At 38.7% G+C, this 20905-nt stretch carries 16 protein-coding genes; 12 read left to right on the top strand and 4 right to left on the bottom strand.

Annotated features, from left to right (window positions below):
• The first annotated feature begins 137 nt into the window (after positions 1–137).
• Positions 138–1781, top strand: coding sequence for an AMP-binding protein (locus HMPREF0014_RS14470; protein ID WP_004886488.1), 1644 nt, complete (start codon positions 138–140; stop codon positions 1779–1781).
• A gap of 44 nt (positions 1782–1825) precedes the next feature.
• Here the strand turns inward: HMPREF0014_RS14470 and HMPREF0014_RS14465 are convergent, their stop codons facing one another.
• On the bottom strand, positions 1826–2404 hold the full coding sequence (locus HMPREF0014_RS14465; RefSeq protein ID WP_004886491.1) for a flavin reductase family protein: 579 nt from the start codon (positions 2402–2404) through the stop codon (positions 1826–1828).
• 169 nt (positions 2405–2573) lie between these two features.
• On the opposite strand from HMPREF0014_RS14465, the gene HMPREF0014_RS14460 reads away from it, so the two are divergent.
• The 9 genes from HMPREF0014_RS14460 (at position 2574) to HMPREF0014_RS14420 (ending at position 13553) form a co-directional block, all read left to right on the top strand.
• Positions 2574–3350, top strand: coding sequence for a HesA/MoeB/ThiF family protein (locus HMPREF0014_RS14460; RefSeq protein ID WP_004886494.1), 777 nt, complete (start codon positions 2574–2576; stop codon positions 3348–3350).
• A 58-nt stretch (positions 3351–3408) separates the two neighbouring features.
• Positions 3409–4707 (top strand): AarF/UbiB family protein, encoded by a 1299-nt coding sequence (locus HMPREF0014_RS14455; RefSeq protein WP_004886497.1) that lies wholly within the window; start codon positions 3409–3411, stop codon positions 4705–4707.
• Positions 4708–4722: 15 nt separating this feature from the next.
• Positions 4723–5103 (top strand): dihydroneopterin aldolase, encoded by a 381-nt coding sequence (gene folB, locus HMPREF0014_RS14450; protein WP_004886499.1) that lies wholly within the window; start codon positions 4723–4725, stop codon positions 5101–5103.
• Positions 5060–5497, top strand: coding sequence for a 2-amino-4-hydroxy-6-hydroxymethyldihydropteridine diphosphokinase (locus HMPREF0014_RS14445; protein WP_006580565.1), 438 nt, complete (start codon positions 5060–5062; stop codon positions 5495–5497). Before folB ends, HMPREF0014_RS14445 begins: the two co-directional genes overlap by 44 nt.
• Before the next feature lie 258 nt (positions 5498–5755).
• Positions 5756–7465, top strand: coding sequence for a potassium-transporting ATPase subunit KdpA (kdpA, locus tag HMPREF0014_RS14440; RefSeq protein ID WP_004886505.1), 1710 nt, complete (start codon positions 5756–5758; stop codon positions 7463–7465).
• 8 nt (positions 7466–7473) lie between these two features.
• Positions 7474–9513 (top strand): potassium-transporting ATPase subunit KdpB, encoded by a 2040-nt coding sequence (gene kdpB / locus HMPREF0014_RS14435; protein WP_006580564.1) that lies wholly within the window; start codon positions 7474–7476, stop codon positions 9511–9513.
• Between the two features lie 13 nt (positions 9514–9526).
• Complete coding sequence (kdpC, locus tag HMPREF0014_RS14430) at positions 9527–10132, top strand: potassium-transporting ATPase subunit KdpC (protein WP_004886514.1); 606 nt, start codon at positions 9527–9529, stop codon at positions 10130–10132.
• A 38-nt stretch (positions 10133–10170) separates the two neighbouring features.
• Complete coding sequence (locus HMPREF0014_RS14425; RefSeq protein ID WP_006580562.1) at positions 10171–12825, top strand: sensor histidine kinase KdpD; 2655 nt, start codon at positions 10171–10173, stop codon at positions 12823–12825.
• An 11-nt stretch (positions 12826–12836) separates the two neighbouring features.
• Entirely contained in the window at positions 12837–13553 is a 717-nt protein-coding gene (locus HMPREF0014_RS14420; protein WP_004886519.1) for a response regulator transcription factor, read from the top strand.
• Positions 13554–13629: 76 nt separating this feature from the next.
• On the opposite strand, the gene HMPREF0014_RS14415 is transcribed toward HMPREF0014_RS14420, so the two are convergent.
• Positions 13630–15054, bottom strand: coding sequence for a glutamine synthetase family protein (locus tag HMPREF0014_RS14415; RefSeq protein ID WP_004886522.1), 1425 nt, complete (start codon positions 15052–15054; stop codon positions 13630–13632).
• Between the two features lie 397 nt (positions 15055–15451).
• On the opposite strand from HMPREF0014_RS14415, the gene HMPREF0014_RS14410 reads away from it, so the two are divergent.
• The gene (locus HMPREF0014_RS14410; RefSeq protein WP_004886525.1) at positions 15452–16000 is read left to right on the top strand and encodes a DUF2799 domain-containing protein; all 549 of its coding nucleotides are present in this window, start codon (positions 15452–15454) and stop codon (positions 15998–16000) included.
• A gap of 45 nt (positions 16001–16045) precedes the next feature.
• On the opposite strand, the gene coq7 is transcribed toward HMPREF0014_RS14410, so the two are convergent.
• Together coq7 and HMPREF0014_RS14400 are read right to left on the bottom strand one after the other, a co-directional pair.
• Positions 16046–16681, bottom strand: coding sequence for a 2-polyprenyl-3-methyl-6-methoxy-1,4-benzoquinone monooxygenase (gene coq7, locus HMPREF0014_RS14405; RefSeq protein ID WP_004708107.1), 636 nt, complete (start codon positions 16679–16681; stop codon positions 16046–16048).
• A gap of 3 nt (positions 16682–16684) precedes the next feature.
• Complete coding sequence (locus HMPREF0014_RS14400) at positions 16685–18007, bottom strand: MFS transporter (RefSeq protein ID WP_004886529.1); 1323 nt, start codon at positions 18005–18007, stop codon at positions 16685–16687.
• 165 nt (positions 18008–18172) lie between these two features.
• Here HMPREF0014_RS14400 and HMPREF0014_RS14395 point away from each other — a divergent pair, with 165 nt between their 5' ends.
• Complete coding sequence (locus HMPREF0014_RS14395; RefSeq protein ID WP_004886534.1) at positions 18173–20899, top strand: autotransporter assembly complex family protein; 2727 nt, start codon at positions 18173–18175, stop codon at positions 20897–20899.
• Positions 20900–20905: the final 6 nt, after the last annotated feature.

Here is a 20905-nt window from a genome sequence, read left to right as displayed (position 1 = left end):
TTTGCTATTAGTTTTATTTGAAATAGATGGAAAAGTTGAAGAAATATTCTTCGAGCTTTAGCTAAAACAATAACAGTCAGGACAGATTTTGTGGTCTTACACAAAATCAATCATCCAACGGAATGAAGGTGAGCATCATGAAAACTTTGGCAGAAGCTTATCAGCAATTTGATCTTGCAAAACTCATTGAAGAGCAACTTGTTGGGCATCCCCAAGCAATAAATGCTTATGTTGAGTGCTGTGAGCCTTATGTAGGAAAAAATAAAACAGCGCTTATTTGGGAAGGAAAAAACGGACAGACAGAGCACTATACGTTCGAACAACTTGCTGAGCTTTCTGGAAAACTTGCTAACTTCTTTAAAGCACAAGGAATTCAAGCTGGAGATTGTATTGCAGGACTTCTACCAAGAACGCCTGAGTTATTAATTACAATTTTGGCAACGTGGCGCATAGGCGCTATTTATCAGCCTTTATTTACTGCCTTTGAAGCAAAATCGATTGATCACCGTATTACGACTGCTCAAACTAAATTGATTGTGACCAATGATGAACAGCGCCCTAAACTGAATACCTTGAATGTTCCGGTTATTGTCACTGTTCATCAGACTGGTCCTTTGTCTGAGTATGACTTCGATTTTTGGCAATCTTTACAGCGCTATTCTGAGCAATGTGAGCCAGTAAATCGTAGCTTTGAAGATGACTTTTTAATGATGTTTACCTCAGGCACAACTGGACTTGCTAAGTCTGTACCCGTTCCACTAAAAGCAATTTTGGCATTTAAAGGTTATATGACTCATGCTGTCGATTTGCGTGAAGAGGATATGTTCTGGAATTTGGCAGATCCGGGCTGGGCGTATGGTTTGTATTATGGCATTACAGGCCCTTTAAGCTTGGGGCATAGCATTATTATGGATGAGCGTTCGTTTAATGTAGATCAGGCAATTAAGCTAATTAAAAAGTATAAAGTAAGTAATTTAACCGGTTCGCCAACAGCATTTCGTATGTTTTTTGGATTTAAGGAAAAATTTGATCCTTCAATTAAACAACATTTACGCGTAGTCAGCAGTGCAGGTGAGCCATTAACTCCTGAGGTTGTGAACTGGTTTAAGCAAGATTTAGAGGTTAATATTTTTGATCAATATGGCCAAACTGAGCTAGGGATGGTGATTGCGAACCATCATGCGCTTGAGCACCCATTAAAAGTAGGTTCAGCTGGTTTTGCAATTCCTGGGCATCGTTTTGCGGTGTTAGACCAAAATTATCAAGAATTACCAACAGGTGGTGTTGGTATTTTGGCGATGGACTCGGAGCAATCGCCATTAATGTGGTTTAAAGGTTATGGTGGCAATAATCGCAAAGCCTTTGTTGGTAAGTATTATTTAACTGGTGACACGGTCACTTTAAATGAACATGGCGGTATTGATTTTGTTGGGCGTGCTGACGATGTCATTACAACATCGGGCTATAGAGTTGGACCATTCGATGTTGAAAGTACTTTATTAGAGTGTGAGGCGGTATTAGAGTCAGCAGTAATTGGTAAGCCAGATCTGGAACGAACCGAAATAGTCAAAGCTTTTGTGGTACTTAAGCCTGCTTATCAAGCGTGTGAAACATTAAAAGATAAGTTACAGCAATATGTTCGTAACCGTTTATCTCGTCATGCTTATCCAAAAGAGATTGAGTTTGTGGATAGCCTACCTAAAACCACGAGCGGAAAAATTCAAAGAGGATTATTGAAGCAGCAAGAAATTGCAAAAATGCAGCAAGCTTATGCGAGTTAATGGAATAAAGGGAAATATTTAAATATTTCCCTTTATTTTTTATATTAGAGGTCGGCTTTCACTTCTTCACCAATTAAATAAAACGTTCCACCAGCAATATAGTGCAGGCTACGAAGTTCTTTTGGTGCATCCTGAAAATGCCAGTGCCCATCTCTAAAAACGCGACTATCTACCCACGCACCTACAACAGAGCCAATAAATAAATCATGAGCTGACTGATTATGCGGTTCAGGAATAAGTTTACAAACCAGCCATGCGATACAACCTGATACAAGCGGACTGGTCAGATCTTTTTGATAAAATAGTTCAACTCCGCAGTGCTCAAGTTTTTGTGGGTCATCCAACTTACTAATGGTACCAAGTTGTTTGGTCATATTGAGCTGTGCATAGCAAGGAACTTGTAGTGTGAAATAACCACTTTGCTCGACAAGCTGTCGGGTTTTAGTGCTTTTATCTAAAACTACAGACACTTTGGCAGGTTTAAACTCTAATGCACATGCCCATGCGGCAGCCATTACATTGCGGTCGTCACCATGTTGTGCAGAAACCAGCACAGTTGGACCATGATTTAATAAACGATAAGCTTTTTCTAACTCTACTGGTGCAATATATGATTGGGACATATTTAGCCTAAGTAATACAGAAAATGGATTGTTCTATTGTTGCAGAAAGCGTGTGAGAAGTAATGTAATGGGGAGTTAACTGAATAAAAAAGTTGTTTCCATTTTATAGCTTTCCTAATGACGAACTTAGTCATAAAATCACTTGGCTTCTAAGTGAAAGGATTAACGTGTGACCGAGCTTCAAGATATCGATTTTGTAGAGTTAAGTGATGAAGAAATGCATCTCTATAGCCGTCAGATTTTACTTGATGGATGGGATATTGAAGCTCAGGAAAAACTCAAACTTGCCAATGTGCTGATTGTGGGTGCTGGTGGCATAGGCTGTAGCAGTGCAGAACTACTTGCACGAGCAGGAGTTGGAAAAATTACACTCATTGATGTAGATACCATTGAGATAAGTAATTTACAACGACAAATTGCGTTTGGTCATGAAGATATTGGTCATTATAAAGCTGAAGTTCTAGCAAAACGGTTACAGAAAATTAACCCTTATATCTGTGTTGAATACTTTAATGAACGTTTAGACGAACATAACATTGATAGACTTGTTGAACACCAAGACGTCGTTTTAGATGGTTGTGATAACTTTACAACTCGCTATTTAGTGAATAGTGCTTGTAAAAAGCATCAGGTCGCATTAATTAGTGCTTCTGCAATTGGCTTTCAGGCGCAAATGTTTATGGTTGAAGGTGATTCAGCTTGTTATGAATGTTTATTTCCAAAAGAACAGCATGACAATGAAGGCCTTCGCTGTGCAGAGTCAGGAGTGCTTGCAACGACTCCTGTAATGATAGCGTCATTACAAGCACATCACACTTTACTTTATTTAGGGCTTAATCGCACTCCTCTGAAACAGAAACTGTTACTTTGGGACGGATTAAATATGTCACAACGTATTGTTAATTTTGATAAAGATATAAATTGTCCACTTTGTCAGGCAAGCTAATCAGCAAATAAAGCAAAATTTGCTAAACTTGAGACGAATATTCTGGTTCTAAAGAAATATGAAAAAAAATATTTTATTTGATGGATTGCGCTCAGTTGCCCGTATCGGTGAAACCGCAGTAGTTGCGGCTAAAGCTGGTATTAAGTACGCAACTGATAAGCCAAGTAATGCCAAACTCATGCGTGAGACTTTTGAGTCGCTTGGCTCAACATATATTAAGCTTGGTCAGTTTATCGCGAGTACACCATCGCTATTTCCGCGTGAATATGTAGAAGAATTTCAAGGTTGTTTGGATCAGACTCCAACTCTGCCATTTAGCTATATTCAAGGCGTACTTGCCTCTGAATTTGAAGGGCGTGATTTAAGCGAGATTTTTAGTTATATCGATGAAAAACCTTTAGCTTCTGCTTCAATTGCTCAGGTTCACGCAGCTAAACTAACGACAGGTGAAGATGTCGTTATCAAAGTACAAAAACCTGGCGTAGAAACTATTTTATACACTGACTTAAATGTGGTGCATTGGGCTGCAAAGCTGCTTGAACGTGCAGTCCCTAAAATCAAGTTTGCTGCTCTTTCTGACATTGTTGATGAAATTAAAACTCGTATGGTGCGTGAAGTCGATTTCATTGAAGAAGCCCAGAACTTAGATGACTTTGTGGAATATTTAAATATTTCACAAAACCAAGCTGCGACAGCCCCTAAAGTTTATCATCAGTTTTCTACACGCCGTGTTTTGACCATGCAGCGTTTATATGGTGTGTCTTTGACAGATTTTAGTGTCGTGAAACAATATGCTAAAGATCCGTCACAAGTACTCATTACTGCCATGAATACATGGTTTGGTAGTCTTATGCTCTGTAAGAGTTTCCACGCTGACTTACATGCTGGAAATCTAATGTTGCTTGAAGATGGCCGAATTGGTTTTATCGATTTCGGTATTGTGGGTCAGTTAAAACCAGAAGTCTGGACAGCATGTATCGCGTTTATGGATGCTTTGCAAAAGACTGATTATCAGGCTATGGCTGAAAATATGCTCAAAATGGGTATGACCCATAACAAGGTCGATGTTCAGGTTTTAGCTCAAGATTTAGAGCGTTTGTTTAATGGCGTATTAATGGCCGATCCACAGCAGATTCTGTCTACTAATCCTGCCGATTTAAACGACATTATGATGGATATGGTGAGTGTAGGTGAGCGCCACGGTATTAAATTCCCTCGAGATTTTGCCTTATTATTTAAGCAAATGCTTTATTTCGATCGTTTTATGCGCGTACTCGCACCATATACTGATATTTATGCAGACCAACGTTTGAAAATGGTTCAAAATATGGAACCTACTTCGTTGTTAAAGCACTAAGGTCAGTTTAAATTTATGGATGCCATTATTATTGAAGGCTTGAAGGTTGATACAGTGATTGGCTGTTTCAACTGGGAAAGACAAATCATTCAACCTTTAATGTTGGATTTAACCATCCATAATGATTTGAGCCGAGCTGCAGCGTCTGACAAGCTTGAGGATACACTCAACTATGCGCAGATTTGTGAGTTATCGGCTCAAACCATTCAACAAGCTAAACCTGAATTAATCGAGCACGCAGCTCATCTGGTTTTGCAATGTTTATTTGAAACCTTTCCAACAATTGAAAAAATTACCATAACCATCCGTAAGCCAGCCATCATTGCAGAAGCAAACGCTGTAGGAATTCGTCTTGAACGCACCCGAAACAATTTTTGCGCTCGCCCTAGCGAGTAATTTAGACGCAGATCAGCACTTTACTTTTGCGTATACGCAATTAGCAACTTTGGGGAAAGTGCAGTTTTCATATGTTTATCAAATTCCATGCCGAGATGGTATTGGAGATGATTACTGGAATTCAGCATGTCTGTTAAGAAGTACTTTATCGTCTGAACAAATTGAATCTTTTTTAAAGAAACTTGAGTCAGATTCTGGACGTGTTCGACCATCGCATCATATTTCTTTAGATGTAGATTTGATTGCATGGGGAAATGATCTGGATAATATGCAATTTAATTCTAAAAAATTGCCGTTAGCACTCGATGTAAAAATTCCTTTATATGAACTTTGGCATTGTGAGACCTTAAAGGCTGATAGAACACTTTATCCAGTCGTTAATTTTAAAGTTTAATGCCTTTCAAACTAAATTTTACGCAAACTTTACGCGGGTTTTGACTTCTTCAATAGAGAATTTACGAGCATTTTACCGATACTGAAATCCACTAAATTAGTGTTACTTCAGGACAATAAAGATGCTTATAAATTCTCAAATGCGCATCTTGCATCAGTCTGGCATAGTCTTATGCGGACTAAAAACAAATGATATCTGCTCATCTCTCCTTATTTCCAATTTGGCAAATCAAGCCAAGGGGTATAGAGGAGAATAGCCATGTTAGAACTTATTCTTGTTTTATTTATTGCTATTTTTCTAGCATGGTGCCTCAGTAAATATCTATCCAAAGTGATGGCAAATCAGCCGATGGTGGGCGATGGATTATTTCGTTGGATTGAAAATCCTGTCTATCGCTTGTTAGGTATATCTCCGCAACAACAAATGAACTGGAAACAATATTCTTTAGCATTTGTTGTTAGCTGTATTTTTTTAGCTGTAGCCGTTTTTGCTATTTTTATGACGCAAGCATGGCTGCCATTAAACCCAAATCATGCACCAAATATGAGCTGGGATTTAGCATTACACACGGTTATTTCATTTTTAACCAACACCAACCAACAGCATTATTCTGGTCAAGCTCAATTATCTTATTTGTCGCAAATGACAGGTATTGTAGGTTTGCAAGTCATCACACCAATGATGGGACTAGCTTTAGTTGTTGCGACCTTAAGAGCTTTCTTTTATCAACGTCCTAGCCATATTGCGGCCGATGTTGCCGAACAGCCAGATCAAATTTTAATTGGTAACTATTGGGCAGATGTAATACGCCCTACAGTCCGGTTCTTGCTTCCACTCTGTTTTGTTTGGTCATTGTTGCTTAACAGCCAAGGCGTGCCAGCAACTTTTCAGGGTGGACCGGAAGTACAGCTTATTGATAAAGCGAATACAGTACAAACCCAAAAAATTCCATTAGGTCCAGTTGCACCGATGGTTGCTGTTAAGCAATTGGGTAGTAACGGTGGCGGCTGGTATGGTCCAAATAGTTCTGTGCCTTTAGAAAATCCAACGCCACTATCTAATTTATTAGAAATGATAGCGATTTTACTCATTCCAATTACAGTCGTTTTTATGGTGGGACATTTTACTCGACGCAAAAAATTTGCCTATTTTGTGTTTGGTAGCATGCTTTTAATGTCGGTTATTTCAGGTGCAGCAGCTGTCTGGTCTGAAAGTATGTCATCGACCGCATCTCAAATTGCAGTAATGGAAGGTAAAGAGCAACGATTTGGACCAGCAGCATCAGCAGTTTGGGCTGCGCTGACCACACAAGTGAATAATGGTTCGGTCAATATGATGCACGATTCTTCTGCGCCACTTACTGGGCTGGTTGAACTCATTAATATGTTGATTAATGCCATTTGGGGTGGTGTGGGCTGTGGTCTGCAACAGTTTATGATTTATCTGTTACTCGCTGTATTTATTGCAGGCTTAATGACAGGCCGTACACCTGAATTGTTTGGGCGCAAAATTGAAGCAGCAGAGATCAAGTTACTTGCGATTATTATCTTAATTCAGCCTCTTATTATTCTGGCTTTTACAGCCTTGAGTCTTAGTATTCCGGGATTATCAGGTATCACAAACCCTGGACCACACGGTATTAGCCAAGTGTTCTATGAATATGTTTCTGCGTTTGCTAATAACGGTTCAGGTTTTGAAGGCCTTGGAGACAACACCGTATGGTGGAATGTCACTTGTAGTCTTGCTCTTCTTTTAGGACGCTTCCCGACATTAATTTTGCCATTAATGATTGCGACACGTTTAGCAGCAAAAAGAAAAGCACCCGAAACAACAGGTAGCCTTCAGGTTGAAACGCCAACCTTTGCCTTAACGCTGATTACGATTGTTGTATTGCTTACCTTATTACAATTTATGCCAGTTCTTGTCCTTGGGCCAATTGCCGATCAACTGTTGTTGGTTAAAGGCTAAGGAGGCGAGTGAAAATGAATACACAAACTCATGTAAATAGCCATAAAACAACTGTGGCAGTACCAAGTTTTGAAGTTTGGAAAAATGCTTTTATAAAATTGCTACCCCAGCATGCAATTAAAAATCCAGTCATGGCAATTGTATGGCTTGGAACAGTAATCACTGCTCTAAGTACCTTAATGGGATATGCCACACTGGTATTCGGTTTGGTCGTCACAGCAATTTTGTTCATTACGATTTTATTTGCTAACTATGCTGAAGCAGTTGCAGAGGCTAGAGGTCGTGGACAGGCATCTTCATTACGTGCTGCGAGAGAAAACTTGACTGCTCGAAGACTCAATTCTTTGACAGACCGTCAAACCACTCAGGTTGCAGCGACCGAACTTCATTTAAATGATTATATTGAAGTTCATGCAGGTGAGCTTGTTCCAGCCGACGGTGAAATTGTAGAAGGCTTTGCGACCATTAATGAATCGGCTGTTACAGGTGAGTCTGCACCTGTGCTACGTGAAGCTGGAACTGACCGTTCAGGTGTTATTGGTGGGACTAAAGTTCTTACAGATCGTATTGTTGTGCAAGTGACTGCTGAATCTGGTCAAAGCTTCTTAGACCGTATGATTGCTTTGGTTGAAGGTTCAAATCGTCAAAAAACACCAAATGAGATTGCACTTGGCTTCTTATTAATGGTGATGACAATTACCTTCTTAATTGTTGTGATTAGCTTGCCGTTTATTGCTCATTATTTGCATATTAAACTTGATCCAGTCGTGCTCGTTGCGCTGTTGGTCTGCTTAATTCCAACAACCATTGGTGGCTTGTTACCTGCGATTGGTATTGCGGGTATGAACCGCGCGCTCAAAGCCAATGTTTTGGCGAAATCAGGTAAAGCAGTAGAAGTTGCGGGTGATATTGATGTGCTTTTACTCGATAAAACAGGAACCATTACTTATGGTGACCGTCAAGCGACTTCTTTTTATCCTTTAACTTCTGTAAGTGAGTTGGAGTTGAGAGCTGCTGCTTGGGTAAGTTCACTTGCCGACCCAACACCAGAAGGAAAATCGATTGTTAAGTTAGCAAAAGAACAAGGTTTAAAACAGCAAGAACCTGAGCAAGCCGAATTTATCTCTTTTAGTGCATCGACTCGAATTTCTGGTGTGAATTTACCGAATGGTGAGCAAATTCGTAAAGGTGCTTTAGATGCAATCTTGAAATTTGTAGATGAAGATTATTCTCAAGATCTAGAGTTAAAAGCACGTGTTGAACAAGTTGCTAAAAAAGGGGCAACACCGTTGGTTGTTGCAAATCAACATCATGTATTGGGTGTGATTGAACTCTCTGATGTAATTAAACACGGTATTAAAGAACGTTTTGCTCGTTTAAGAGAAATGGGTATTAAAACTGTAATGGTCACAGGTGATAACCCATTAACCGCTGCTGCGATTGCTGCTGAAGCGGGTGTAGATGACTATATTGCCGAAGCAAAACCAGAAGATAAACTCGCTTGTATTCGCACCGAACAACAACAAGGTCGTTTAGTTGCGATGGTTGGTGATGGAACCAACGATGCCCCAGCACTAGCACAAGCCGATATTGGCTTAGCCATGAACTCGGGTACACAAGCTGCAAAAGAAGCCGGCAACATGGTTGATTTAGACTCAGATCCAACCAAACTTCTTGCTGTGGTTGAGATTGGGAAACAGCAACTGATTACCCGCGGTGCTTTGACAACATTTTCGTTAGCAAATGACGTCTCTAAATACTTTGCCATTTTGCCTGCATTGTTCGCTGCTGCGATTCCACAAATGCAAGTATTGAATGTGATGCATTTGGCGAGTCCAAATAGCGCGATTTTATCTGCATTAATTTTTAACGCGATTATTATCCCGCTATTAATTCCAATCGCACTCCGAGGCGTGAAATTTAAACCTTCAACTGCAACTCAGTTACTACGTCGAAATATGTTGATTTATGGGGTGGGCGGTGTGGTTCTACCATTCATTGCCATTAAAGCGATTGATGTTGTGATTGTTCAATTATTTGGTTTGTAATCTGGAGTTTGAAATGAAAACTTATGCACAAAATTCAGAAGCAAATTTGGGTCAGACCTTAAGAGCATCTTTCGGACTTCTAATTTTTACTCTTGTCAGTTGTGGCGCTGTTTATAGTGCGATCGCTACAGGCGCGGGACAGGTTTTATTTCACAATCAAGCGAATGGTAGTTTGATTGAAATAAACCATAAAGTTCTAGGGTCAAAATTAGTCGCTCAGCCATTTGTTGGAGAAACTTATTTTCATCCACGTCCTTCAGCGGTTGCTTATGACCCAATGTCTATGGGGGCCACAAACTTAGCGCTTACTAATCCAGAGCTGCAAAAACAAATTGATGCACAGATTCTTGCGGTGAAAAAACAAGACCATACAGGTAATAACCCTATTCCAAGTGATTTAGTGACTAAATCGGGTAGTGGTATCGATCCGCATATTAGTCCTGAATCTGCTCAAATACAGGTTGCCAGAGTAGCTCAAGCGCGTCATTTAGACCCTAAAGTTGTAGAAGAGTTACTTCAAAAGCATATTGAACCAGTTCAGTTTGGTGTACTAGGGCAAGCTCGTGTTAATGTATTAGAGCTAAATATCGCTTTAGATCAATTACAATCTACACATTAACTTGAAAATAAAATTGTTAGTTTACCGGATGATATCAAGTGCAAAGCAATCGCGAAAATCAGGCTGAGGCCTTATTAAATCATGTAAATAGATATCAAGCCGGTCGACTAACAGTCTTTCTCGGTGCAGCGCCTGGTGTCGGCAAAACCTATGCTATGCTTGCCCGCGCTAAAGAGTTATTTCAACAAGGTACAGATGTTGTTGTTGGTATTGTTGAAACCCACGGAAGAATAGAAACTCTAAAAATTTTGGAAGGCTTGCCTCAAATTGCTAGAAAGGAAATGCAATATCAGGGGCATACTTTAGAAGAAATGGATTTGGATGCTATTTTACTCAGGCATCCGGAAATTGTTTTAGTTGATGAGTTGGCTCATCGCAATATACCCAATAGTCGCCATGAACGACGGTGGCAAGATGTCAATGAATTACTAGATGCGGGTATTGATGTATTTACCACCATGAATATTCAGCATTTAGAAAGCTTAAATGATGTGGTACATCAGATTACGGGCATTCGAGTAAATGAAACTGTGCCAGATCGGGTGTTTGACCGTATTCGAGATATTCGTTTAATTGATTTACCTGTCAGTGAACTCATTGAAAGGCTCCATCAAGGAAAAGTCTATGTGCCAGAGCAAGCGAATCTGGCATTACAAGGCTTTTTTAGCATTTCAAATTTAACTGCATTACGTGAACTGGCAATGCAATGCGTTGCTGAGCATGTCGATTTAGATTTAAAACAGAGTTATACCTCTAAAGGCTTGAAGTCTATCTCGCTACAAAATGAATTAATGATTGCGATAGATGGGCAAGGCTCTTCTGAATATTTAGTACGGGCAGGTTGTCGATTAGCTGAACGCAATGGAGCAACATGGACTGTAGTGAATGTTGCTAAAAGTTTGGATTCTGGGCAGAGTTCAGCAAATTCATATAAAAAAGAATATATTGAAATTGACCGTGCATTTGAATTGGCTCGACAACTTGTTGGTCGAACCGAAGTTTTATATGGGCCACGAGTTGCTTCGGTGTTAATGGATGCTGCGCTTGATCGAGGTATTTCCAATGTGGTCATTGGCAAAAGTATTTCACCGTGGTGGTTAAAGTTATTTAAGAAAAATTTAGCTCAGCAATTATTAAATCAAGAAAACTCGATTGCTTTGACGATTTTACACCCAGAACAGGGCACTAAAAAGACAGCTCAACTTGAGAAGCCATCATTTTTATCATTAAAAGAAAGTGTTTTTGTTTTAGCGGTAACATGCGCAAGTATTTTTATAGCTCACTTTGCCGAAGTTCTATTGGGTATTGAAGACTTCTCTGTCATTTTTATTATTTCAGTTTTAATTGTAGCAACTAAAACCCGAATGCTCGCTGCAGTAGTCGCCGCTCTTATTTGTTTCTTAGCCTATAACTTTTTCTTTATAGCACCACGTTTTACATTTCAAATTTCAGCACACCAAGGTGTGGTTACCGTTGTTGCTTTTTTTGCAGCAGCTTTAATTGCTGGGCGTTTGGCTTCTCAATTACGTCAGCAGGTTTTATCTTTAAAAGCTGCCAATGCCTACACCACAGTAATGCAAGACTTGGCACGTAAGCTTTCTAGTGCAGTAAACCTTGAAGAAGTCATGCAAACCGGTCGTATGACTTTAGAAACCCAGCTGCAAACTAAAGTGTGGATTTCTATCCAAGATAGAGTTATTTCATCTGACATAGAACTAAATGATAAAGAAAAAGTAGCTGCAGAATGGTGTTTGAAACACCAACAGCCGTGTGGACGTTTTACCGATACCCTTAGTCAATCAAACTGGTGGTTTTTACCACTTTTAGAGCAGAAAAATAGCCTAGGTATAGTGGGAATTTACTTTAAAGATGAAGTGGTTTCTCTAAATTTTGAGCAGAAAAAACTAACTGAAAGTGTAATTGAGTATATTGCACAGGCAGCACTTCGAACCCAATTGGTCAATGAACTTGAACAAGCAAAAGTTACCAGTGAAACAGAGCGCTTACGTTCAGCTTTATTATCTTCGGTATCGCATGATTTACGTTCACCACTTGCTTCTATTATTGGAGCCGCAGATACGCTTGCCAATTTTAAAGCTGATATGTCAGAACAAGACCAGCAAGATTTACTTGAAACAATTCATTTAGAAGGTGAGCGTCTAGACCGTTATATTCAAAACTTGCTTGATATGACACGCTTAGGCCACGAAGGCTTAACTTTAAAAAGAGACTGGATTGGGGTAGATGAATTAATTGGTTCGGCAACCCGCCGTTTAAAACGCTATAAATCAGATACGCAAGTGGTCGTTCAGTTACCTGAGCAACAAATTAGTTTATATGTTCACCCTGCACTGGTAGAGCAAGCTATTTTTAATGTTTTAGAAAATGCCGCAAACTTTTCACCTCCAGATGAACCAGTCATGATTCGTGCTCAACTTTCATCAGAAGATGAAGTAAAAATTGAAATTGAAGATAGAGGTGCGGGAATTCCTGAAGATGAAAGACATCGTATTTTTGATATGTTTTATACGATGGAGCGTGGAGACCGTGGAAAATTTGGTACAGGTTTAGGGCTTACAATCGTAAAAGCGATTATTGGTGCTCATATGGGTACAATAGAAGCATTTTCAGGGCGCCAAAATAAAGGTACTTTAATTCAAATCAGATTACCCATTCACCCAGTAAAAGAATAAGTTGTAAATTCATGATAAGTTCAGAAACGTCACCTGTAGAAACACGCATTGTGATTATTGATGATGAGCCTCAAATTCGTAAATTTCTAGACATTGCTTTAAGAACTCAAAAATATAAAACCACGCTCTGCGAAACGGGTTACAAAGGCCTAGAAGCTTTAGCAACGCAAGGTGCCGACTTAGTTATTCTAGATCTGGGCTTACCCGATTTAGATGGAAAAGAAGTGCTTCAAGAATTACGTAGCTGGTCGAATGTACCAGTTATTGTGCTATCTGTACGGGCTGACGAATACGAAAAAGTTGCTTTGCTAGATGCTGGCGCAAACGATTACATGACCAAGCCTTTTAGTGTGCAAGAGCTTTTGGCGCGCATACGTGTCATTTTAAGAAACCAACCGATTCAGCAAGAAGCTCATATCTATGACGATGGTTATCTTAAAGTTGATGTTACGCAACGTTTGGTTTGGGTCGAGCAACAACCAATTACGTTAACTCGAAAAGAATTTCAACTTTTAACGCTATTAATGCGCTATCAAGGACAGCTTTTAACCCAGCCACAGCTCTTAAAAGAACTATGGGGCCCAACTCATCAGGAAGATACGCACTATTTACGTATTTTAGTGGGCAAGTTACGCAGTAAACTGGGGGATAACGCAATTCAGCCACGCTATATTGCAACTGAACCTGGTGTTGGATTGCGTTTTTTAGCTAAACAGAAAAATCATTAATTAGATATAAAAAAACCTTAGGGTATTTCTCCCTAAGGGTTTGCAAAGTAGTTTATAGTTTTTTTGCTTTTTTTATTTATATATCCCAATGTTGTTCTGCTTCAGTCATTTGACTATAAATGTTTTGATATTCAGCCTGCTTAACCGTGTACCAATGTTCGACAAAGTCAGTGCCTAAATATCCTTTTAAAATAAGACTTCCTTTAAATATTTTTAAGGCTTCTGGTTGATTGTTAGCTAATAAAATATGCTCGTCTGGAAATTTTAAAAGATGAGCAGGTTTTGGTAGTGGTAATTTATGAGATAAGCCGTAAGATACACCTGCTAAAATAGTTGCTGTAACCAGATAGGGATTACAGTCAGCGCCAGCAACACGATATTCTAAGCGTTGATTTTGTACATCTGAGCACGGAATACGAATTGCGACATTACGATTATTAGTATCCCAATTGGCTTCTAATGGCACATGATGCCCAATTTTAAAACGTCTATAAGAATTAATATTAGGCGCTAAAATCGCCATAGATGCAGGCATTAGCTCAATAAGTCCGCTAATTGCACTGAGTAAGTTGGTAGAAAGTTCATCTTTCTCTTCAACTGAACTAAATATATTCTCATGGTATTGATTAAGCATACTCATATGAAAATGCATGCCGCTTCCAGCCTTTGCCAAGTTGGGTTTCGCCATGAAACAAGCAGTTAAGTCATGCTTTCTTGCGACTTGCTTTACAATTCTTTTTAAAGCATTAATTTGATCGCATAGCTTCAAAATGTCATGGCTGTGTTGAAGATTTAGTTCATATTGTCCAGGAGATGATTCCGCAACAATCGCGGTAATTTCAATAGATTGTAGTAGAGCAGCTTTTTCAACCTCATCTAGGACTTGTTGATAGTTATTGGGTGCATCTATATCAAAACATTGGTTTTCTATACAGGTTTCAGCCTGATGCTGAGGTGAGAAAAGATAAAATTCTAATTCGGCAGCCATGACAGGAAAGTAATTATTGGCATGTAACTGATTTAATATTTTTTTTAATATATTGCGTGGTTCATAGCGGCAGTCTGTACCATCTTCTTCTTGCATTGATAGGTAAAGCTGAGCATTTAATTCTGAGGATAAGGCACTTGGTTGCAAGCTGCCTAAAATGGGCAGGCAAAGTCTATCTGGTTCACCAATATATTTTCCTAATCCTGTCTCTTCAATTACTTTTCCATCAAGGCTCATGGCGTAAACAGAAAGTGGAAAATAACATCCATGAGAGAGATTTTTGAGGCTTTTAACGTCAATTCGTTTACCACGAATATGCCCGTTTAAGTCATGTAGACAAATATCAATGTGCTGAGTCTGAGGATATAAATTTAAATATTCATCAACTTCTTTTAAAAAAAGCTCTGAGTTGAACGTATGTACGTGCGTTTGTGGAATAAAATCATCTGATATTTTAAATGCCTTAAAGTGAGAATCTTTTAAGTTTAAATTTGGGTAAATAAGCGTACTCATTATAAAAAACCTTGGTGGTTATTTAGCTAAAATCCTACCTTAGCCCTTGAAGTAAATCGCGTAAAAAAAGAGTAAAATGATTAAAGAGAGTTTTATAAATAATTTTTATTTTTTATATTCATAATCAGTGGCTTGAGTTTTGTTTTGATAATAAATTTTTAAAGTAAAATTAACGTATAAGAGCCATTTGATAGTTCATGATTTCGCTTTTAAAAATTAAACATAATTAGAATTTGTGATCCTTAAATTTGGTGAGATGGTCAAACTGCTTTAAACTTAAACGCTTATCCAGTTAAACATTTATGTATAAGTCTTGAATAAAGCAGGACTTACATAGTGTATGTACTGGAATTTTATTTTTTGCGTTTTTTTAATTTTATTTTTGAGTTCTCTTAATATGAAAAATATCGGTTTAGCCATTTTAGCAATCAGCCTTTCAGGTTGTGCTGCAATGAGCGTAGAAGAATGTAAGACTGCGAATTGGTCATTAGTGGGTGAGAAAGACGGTTCAAAAGGTTCTTCGCCGCGTTTAGATCAATATTATAAAGCGTGTGGGAAAGCTAATATTGTTCCAGATCAAAAGTCATATGAACGTGGATATAAAGAGGGCTTAGGATATTATTGCCAGCCATCAAATATTTTTTATAACGCCTTAGAAGGGAGCGGGAATATTAATGTCTGTCCAATCGAGCAGCGTGATCGGTTAAGACCTTATTATCGTGCAGCTTCCGATTACTACAATGCAAAAAATGAATACGATCGTTATGACGAGAAGTTTAAGCAATATTCTGATAGCGCTTATAACGAAAAATTAAAGCCAGAAGAGCGTGAACGTTATCGTAAGCTTTTAAGAGAATTACAAATTGATCGTGACCGTATTAATAGAAACTATTGGAATTCAATTCGAGATATCGAACGTTTCAAATATGATCATGGTTTAAAATAATATGTGAAAAAGGATTGATCTGAATGAGATCAATCCTTTGTTTTTTTAAAGGTAATAACTCGTTTTAGTCATTAACTTTGAAATAGCGGTCATACTGATTTTTACTGCATAAGGTAATTCAACACCACCTGCTTCAAGCGCAGTATGACGATGATGTAATTCATCTTCATTCATTTGCTCTAGAATTTTACGAGAGCGTTCATCTTGAGCAGGTAACTGGTTTAAGTGATCTTGCAAATGTAGACTAACTTGACGTTCAGTTTCAGCAACAAAACCTAAACTATATTTATCACCTGCAATACCGGCAAGAGCACCCATACCATATGAAAGGCCATACCAAATCGGGTTCAATAAACTTGTATGGCTGTTTAGCTCTTTTAAACGGTCTTCGCACCAAGCTAGATGGTCTTGTTCTTCAATTGCTGCCTGTTGCATTTCGCGGCGTACATTTGGTAATTTCGCCGTTAATGCTTGCCCATGATAAAGCGCTTGAGCACATACTTCACCACTATGGTTAACACGCATTAAGCCTGCAACATGGCGAGCATCTTCAACTCCAAGTTTTGTTTCAGCCGTTTCAGCCGGATTTTGTCGCTGTGCTGCTGTTGCACCTGGAACAAGACTACGTAATGCCTGATCAAAGGAGTTAATAAGTTGATCAATTCCCGTATAGTGGCGCATAAATTAGTCCTCCAAAGAAAGATGTGCTGTGGCAAGCATTGGTTTTAGTCGGGCAAGAAGCCAGATACTAAAGATTGCACTAAGTACAGCTGTAATAATAAATAGTATTTTAATATCAATTTTTAAAACACTTAAGATTAAGATTGAGAAAATTGCTGACGAAACCATGAATACAGCATTTAAAATGTTATTTGCTGCAACCACTCGGGCACGATGTGAGCGCGGTGAGTAAGCCTGCATCATGGCATACAAAGGAACAATATAAAAACCGCCACTAATACCCAATAAAGTCACGGCAATCATGACATGGTAGTAAACCCAACCTTGAGTGAAAATATCTTTTAAGGTTAGTAATGCTCCAGTTTTCTCCGGTACAAAGGCTAGACTCGCTGCAAGGTAAAGCGCAAAAACAGTAAGGCCAATTGCACCAATCGGCACCATTTTAATATTAATTTCCGAACCACCAATTTTACGGCAAAGAAGAGAACCTACCCCAATTCCGACAGAGAAGAAGGTGAGTAATAGGCTAACTACATTTTCTGATGAATGGAGATTTTGCTGAGTCAACTGCGGAATTTGCGTTAAATAAGTCGCCCCATAAAACCAGTACCACGAATTACCTAATAAAATGGTGAACACTAACGGTAAACTTTTGGCATATGTAATAGTTTGGAAGCTTGTACGAATAAAGTTCCAATCAATATCTAAATCGGGTGCAGCAACTTTTTGTGGTAAAATGAAGCGGCTAAATAAATAGCCTATGCAAGCAATAGCGACTACAGTCAGACTAATCCATAGTAAATTACCTTCGGATGATGCAATTACGGCACCACCTAAGATCATGCCGAATAAAATTGCCATCGATGTACCGGATTGAAATAAGGCATTGCCCGACATAAGTTCGTTTGGTTTTAAAATTTCAGGCAAAATTGCATATTTAATAGGTCCGAAAAAAGTGGAATGTGTTCCCATTAAGAATAAAGCCAGAAGCAGTAGCCATAAATGCCCCAATAAGAAACCGGCAGACCCAATAAGCATGATTATGATTTCTAATATTTTTATGCCACGCACAAGTTGTGAGCGCTCGTATTTGTCAGCAATTTGTCCTGCTGTTGCTGAAAAAAAGAAATATGGCAAAATAAACAATAATGCTGCTAAATTATTGAGTGTACTTACAGGGGCAGATTGTTGTTGAATCCAACCATATGTAATGACTAACAATAAAGCTTGCTTAAAAACATTGTCATTTAATGCGCCAAAAAACTGTGTAAAAAACATCGGTACAAACCGACGTGATGTCATCAGGGATTCATCTTGTTTCATCATATACAAGCTTCATTGAGTTTTATTAAAAAATGTGACGGAGTGTTAATTTGCATCGAAAACCATGTATGATATTTTTAACGCTTGATTAAATGAAAAATCAATGGTTTCGAGTGAGTTTTATCCTCATATTGGTGCGTTTATTAAAAAATAAGTTTAGAGTTTTCCATGCCTTCTAAAATTAAGTTTAAACAGTCAACTCTTTCTCACTCTATGCATTTAATCCTAAAAATGCAGAGTATACCTAAACTTATTTGTAGCAGCCTATTGTTAAGTTTATGTGTTAATCCTTGTTATGCTCAAAGTTCAGCTGAGACCGTAACGCCGGTAGCAAACCAGTCAGTAACTGATCCATCATTGCAACAAACAAATACAAATAACCAAAATGATGTTCCGATTACTGATGTCGCTACTCTGGTAACTCAAGCACAGCAGCAACAAGATAGCTTGGCTATATTGCAACAACAAGAACAATTTCCAAATCAGATTGAAGAATTTAAGCCAATTACGCTCGATAACCTCGAAGATTTACCCGTGATGCCTGTTGACCAGAATATGGCAAATGAGATTTATCGGGTAGCAGAAGAGGCAAAAACTGAAGCTCAGAACTTCCAAAATGGCACACAAAAACATCCAGAAATGGTAGTGAATGATGCATCACAAGCAGAATTACATGAAATTAATCAGGCGCCTGTAAATATTGACCAACTCATGCATGAGATTCAATCTGATAGTAAGATTGTAGTCGAAGCTAATGAAACTGGAAAAACTTTACCTGAGCTTACAGCTGCTACTGAAGAGCCGCCGGAAGAAAAAGGTTTCTTTAAACGGATATTTAATAAAATTCGTCCACCGCGTGTGATTCCGATGGAGCAAATACCTCGTATTACTGCTGAGGTTACGGGTGCTCCAGACGATTTGGCTAAAAATATCAAAGGTAAATTATCTACATTTACTCAAGAATCATTTGAAGATTTTAATTCAGCATTGCCTCAACTTAGGAGCCTAAGCAATCAGGCCGCTCAAGCGGTGGGGTATTACAATGCTGAGTTTCGTTTTGAAAAATTAAGTGCAAGCCGTGTTCGAGTTAAAGTTACTCCAAATGAGCCGGTACGAATTAATGAACAAAATATTGAATTCAGTGGAGCGGGTGCAAAACAACCACAGTTTCAAGTTATTCGTTTAGTTCCAGACCAAGATGTTGGTGATATCTTTAATCATGGTCTGTATGAAACAACTAAAAGTCGAATTGTCGATGCCGCAACAAATAATGGATATTTTGATGCCTACTGGCGTTTACACGATGTAAAAGTAAGCCAACCTGAAAACAAAGCAGATATTAACCTCAAATATGAAACGGGTGAGCGATATAAGCTAGGTAAGGTTGAGTTTCGTATGAGTGATCCTTCAAAACCCTTGCCAATCAAATTAAATATTCTTGAGAGTATGGCACCTTGGAAAGAGGGCGATGACTACACATTCTGGCGTGTAAATGCTTTAGCCAACAACCTGACGAACTCTCGCTATTTTAACTACACGCTGGTCGATTCAATTAAACCTGATCCAATTGAGAAGCCGCTTGAATTACCCCCAGATTTACAAGCATTAGTCGATCAGCAAAATGTCACCATTGATGAATCAAAATTGCTTTCTCCAGAGCAACAACAGCTTGCTAAAGCACGACAATTAGCCTCATCTAGTAAAGAGGTTAGTCAAAATGTGGTAGACGAAAAACAATTTGCCGGAACTGAAAATGTACAATTAGCTGCAGCTCCAGCTTCTTTGAAAACCGCAGCAGCAGATTATGCAGAGCAAGAGTCGGAACAAGACCGTTTACAAGCCCAAGCACGTGAAGAAAAACGGATTCCGGTTATTGTGACTTTAAATGCGGACAAATTGAATAGTCTGGAAACTGGTGTGGGTTATGGTACTGATACGGGAGCTCGTTTACGTAGTCAATATCGTCGTTCGATTGTGAACGAATATGGCCACTCCTTTGATGCCAACTTTGAACTTTCACAAATTCGTCAGTCTATAGATGGCCGTTATAGTATTCCTTATAAGCATCCATTAAATGATTACTTTAACATTGTAGGTGGTTATGAGCGCGAGACTAGAGATAATATCGGTCCTGATGTGAGTTTATTAACTGAATCTGCCGTATTGGGTGGTGAGCGAGTTATTAAAAAACCTTTAGGCAATTGGCAACATACTATTGGGGTTCGTTACCGTCTGGACCGATTGACTCAAAAGGGAAATGTCGATATTTCTGAATTGCCAGATGCATTTAAAACAGCTGCATCAGAGCAAGAAGCGTTATTATTTGGTTATGAAACCTCTAAAACATCAAGTAATACAAGGTTAAATCCAACGAAAGCATTTAAACAAAGCTATAAGTTAGAACTGGGAAGTAGCAGTTTACTTTCCGATGCCAATATGGCGATTGCAACTGCGGGTTGGAGATTTATTTATTCTTTAGGTGAAAATGATAACCATCAGTTTGTGGGACGATCTGATCTTAGTTATATTTTTACCGATGAATTTGATAAAGTTCCCTATAATTTAAGATTCTTTACTGGTGGTGACCAGACAATTCGCGGTTTTGATTATAAAAGTCTTTCACCCGAAGAAAATGGATATAAGATTGGTGGACAGGCTCTAGCAGTAGGCTCTTTAGAATATAACTATCAATTCAAAGAGGGTTGGCGAGCAGCTGTTTTTTCTGATTTTGGTAATGCTTACGATAAGAATTTTAGTAACCCGACTGCCTACAGTGTTGGTGTCGGTATTCGTTGGAAGTCCCCAATTGGACCAATTCGTTTAGATGTGGCTTCAGGTATTTCTGATGATAATCATCCGATTCGTTTGCATTTCTTTATTGGTCCACAACTTTAAAAATAA

Source organism: Acinetobacter sp. RUH 2624 (genome assembly GCF_000162375.2).
Classification (GTDB): domain Bacteria; phylum Pseudomonadota; class Gammaproteobacteria; order Pseudomonadales; family Moraxellaceae; genus Acinetobacter; species Acinetobacter nosocomialis.
This window is presented reverse-complemented; position numbering and strand designations above follow the sequence as displayed.

Coding starts and splice junctions, on each gene's coding strand:
- kdpC (WP_004886514.1), top strand. CDS start 9,527: ATGAAAACTTATGCACAAAATTCAGAAGCAAATTTGGGTCAGACCTTA.
- HMPREF0014_RS14410 (WP_004886525.1), top strand. CDS start 15,452: ATGAAAAATATCGGTTTAGCCATTTTAGCAATCAGCCTTTCAGGTTGT.
- HMPREF0014_RS14395 (WP_004886534.1), top strand. CDS start 18,173: ATGCCTTCTAAAATTAAGTTTAAACAGTCAACTCTTTCTCACTCTATG.
- HMPREF0014_RS14400 (WP_004886529.1), bottom strand. CDS start 18,007: ATGATGAAACAAGATGAATCCCTGATGACATCACGTCGGTTTGTACCG.
- HMPREF0014_RS14470 (WP_004886488.1), top strand. CDS start 138: ATGAAAACTTTGGCAGAAGCTTATCAGCAATTTGATCTTGCAAAACTC.
- coq7 (WP_004708107.1), bottom strand. CDS start 16,681: ATGCGCCACTATACGGGAATTGATCAACTTATTAACTCCTTTGATCAG.
- HMPREF0014_RS14420 (WP_004886519.1), top strand. CDS start 12,837: ATGATAAGTTCAGAAACGTCACCTGTAGAAACACGCATTGTGATTATT.
- HMPREF0014_RS14465 (WP_004886491.1), bottom strand. CDS start 2,404: ATGTCCCAATCATATATTGCACCAGTAGAGTTAGAAAAAGCTTATCGT.
- kdpA (WP_004886505.1), top strand. CDS start 5,756: ATGTTAGAACTTATTCTTGTTTTATTTATTGCTATTTTTCTAGCATGG.
- HMPREF0014_RS14415 (WP_004886522.1), bottom strand. CDS start 15,054: ATGAGTACGCTTATTTACCCAAATTTAAACTTAAAAGATTCTCACTTT.
- folB (WP_004886499.1), top strand. CDS start 4,723: ATGGATGCCATTATTATTGAAGGCTTGAAGGTTGATACAGTGATTGGC.
- HMPREF0014_RS14455 (WP_004886497.1), top strand. CDS start 3,409: ATGAAAAAAAATATTTTATTTGATGGATTGCGCTCAGTTGCCCGTATC.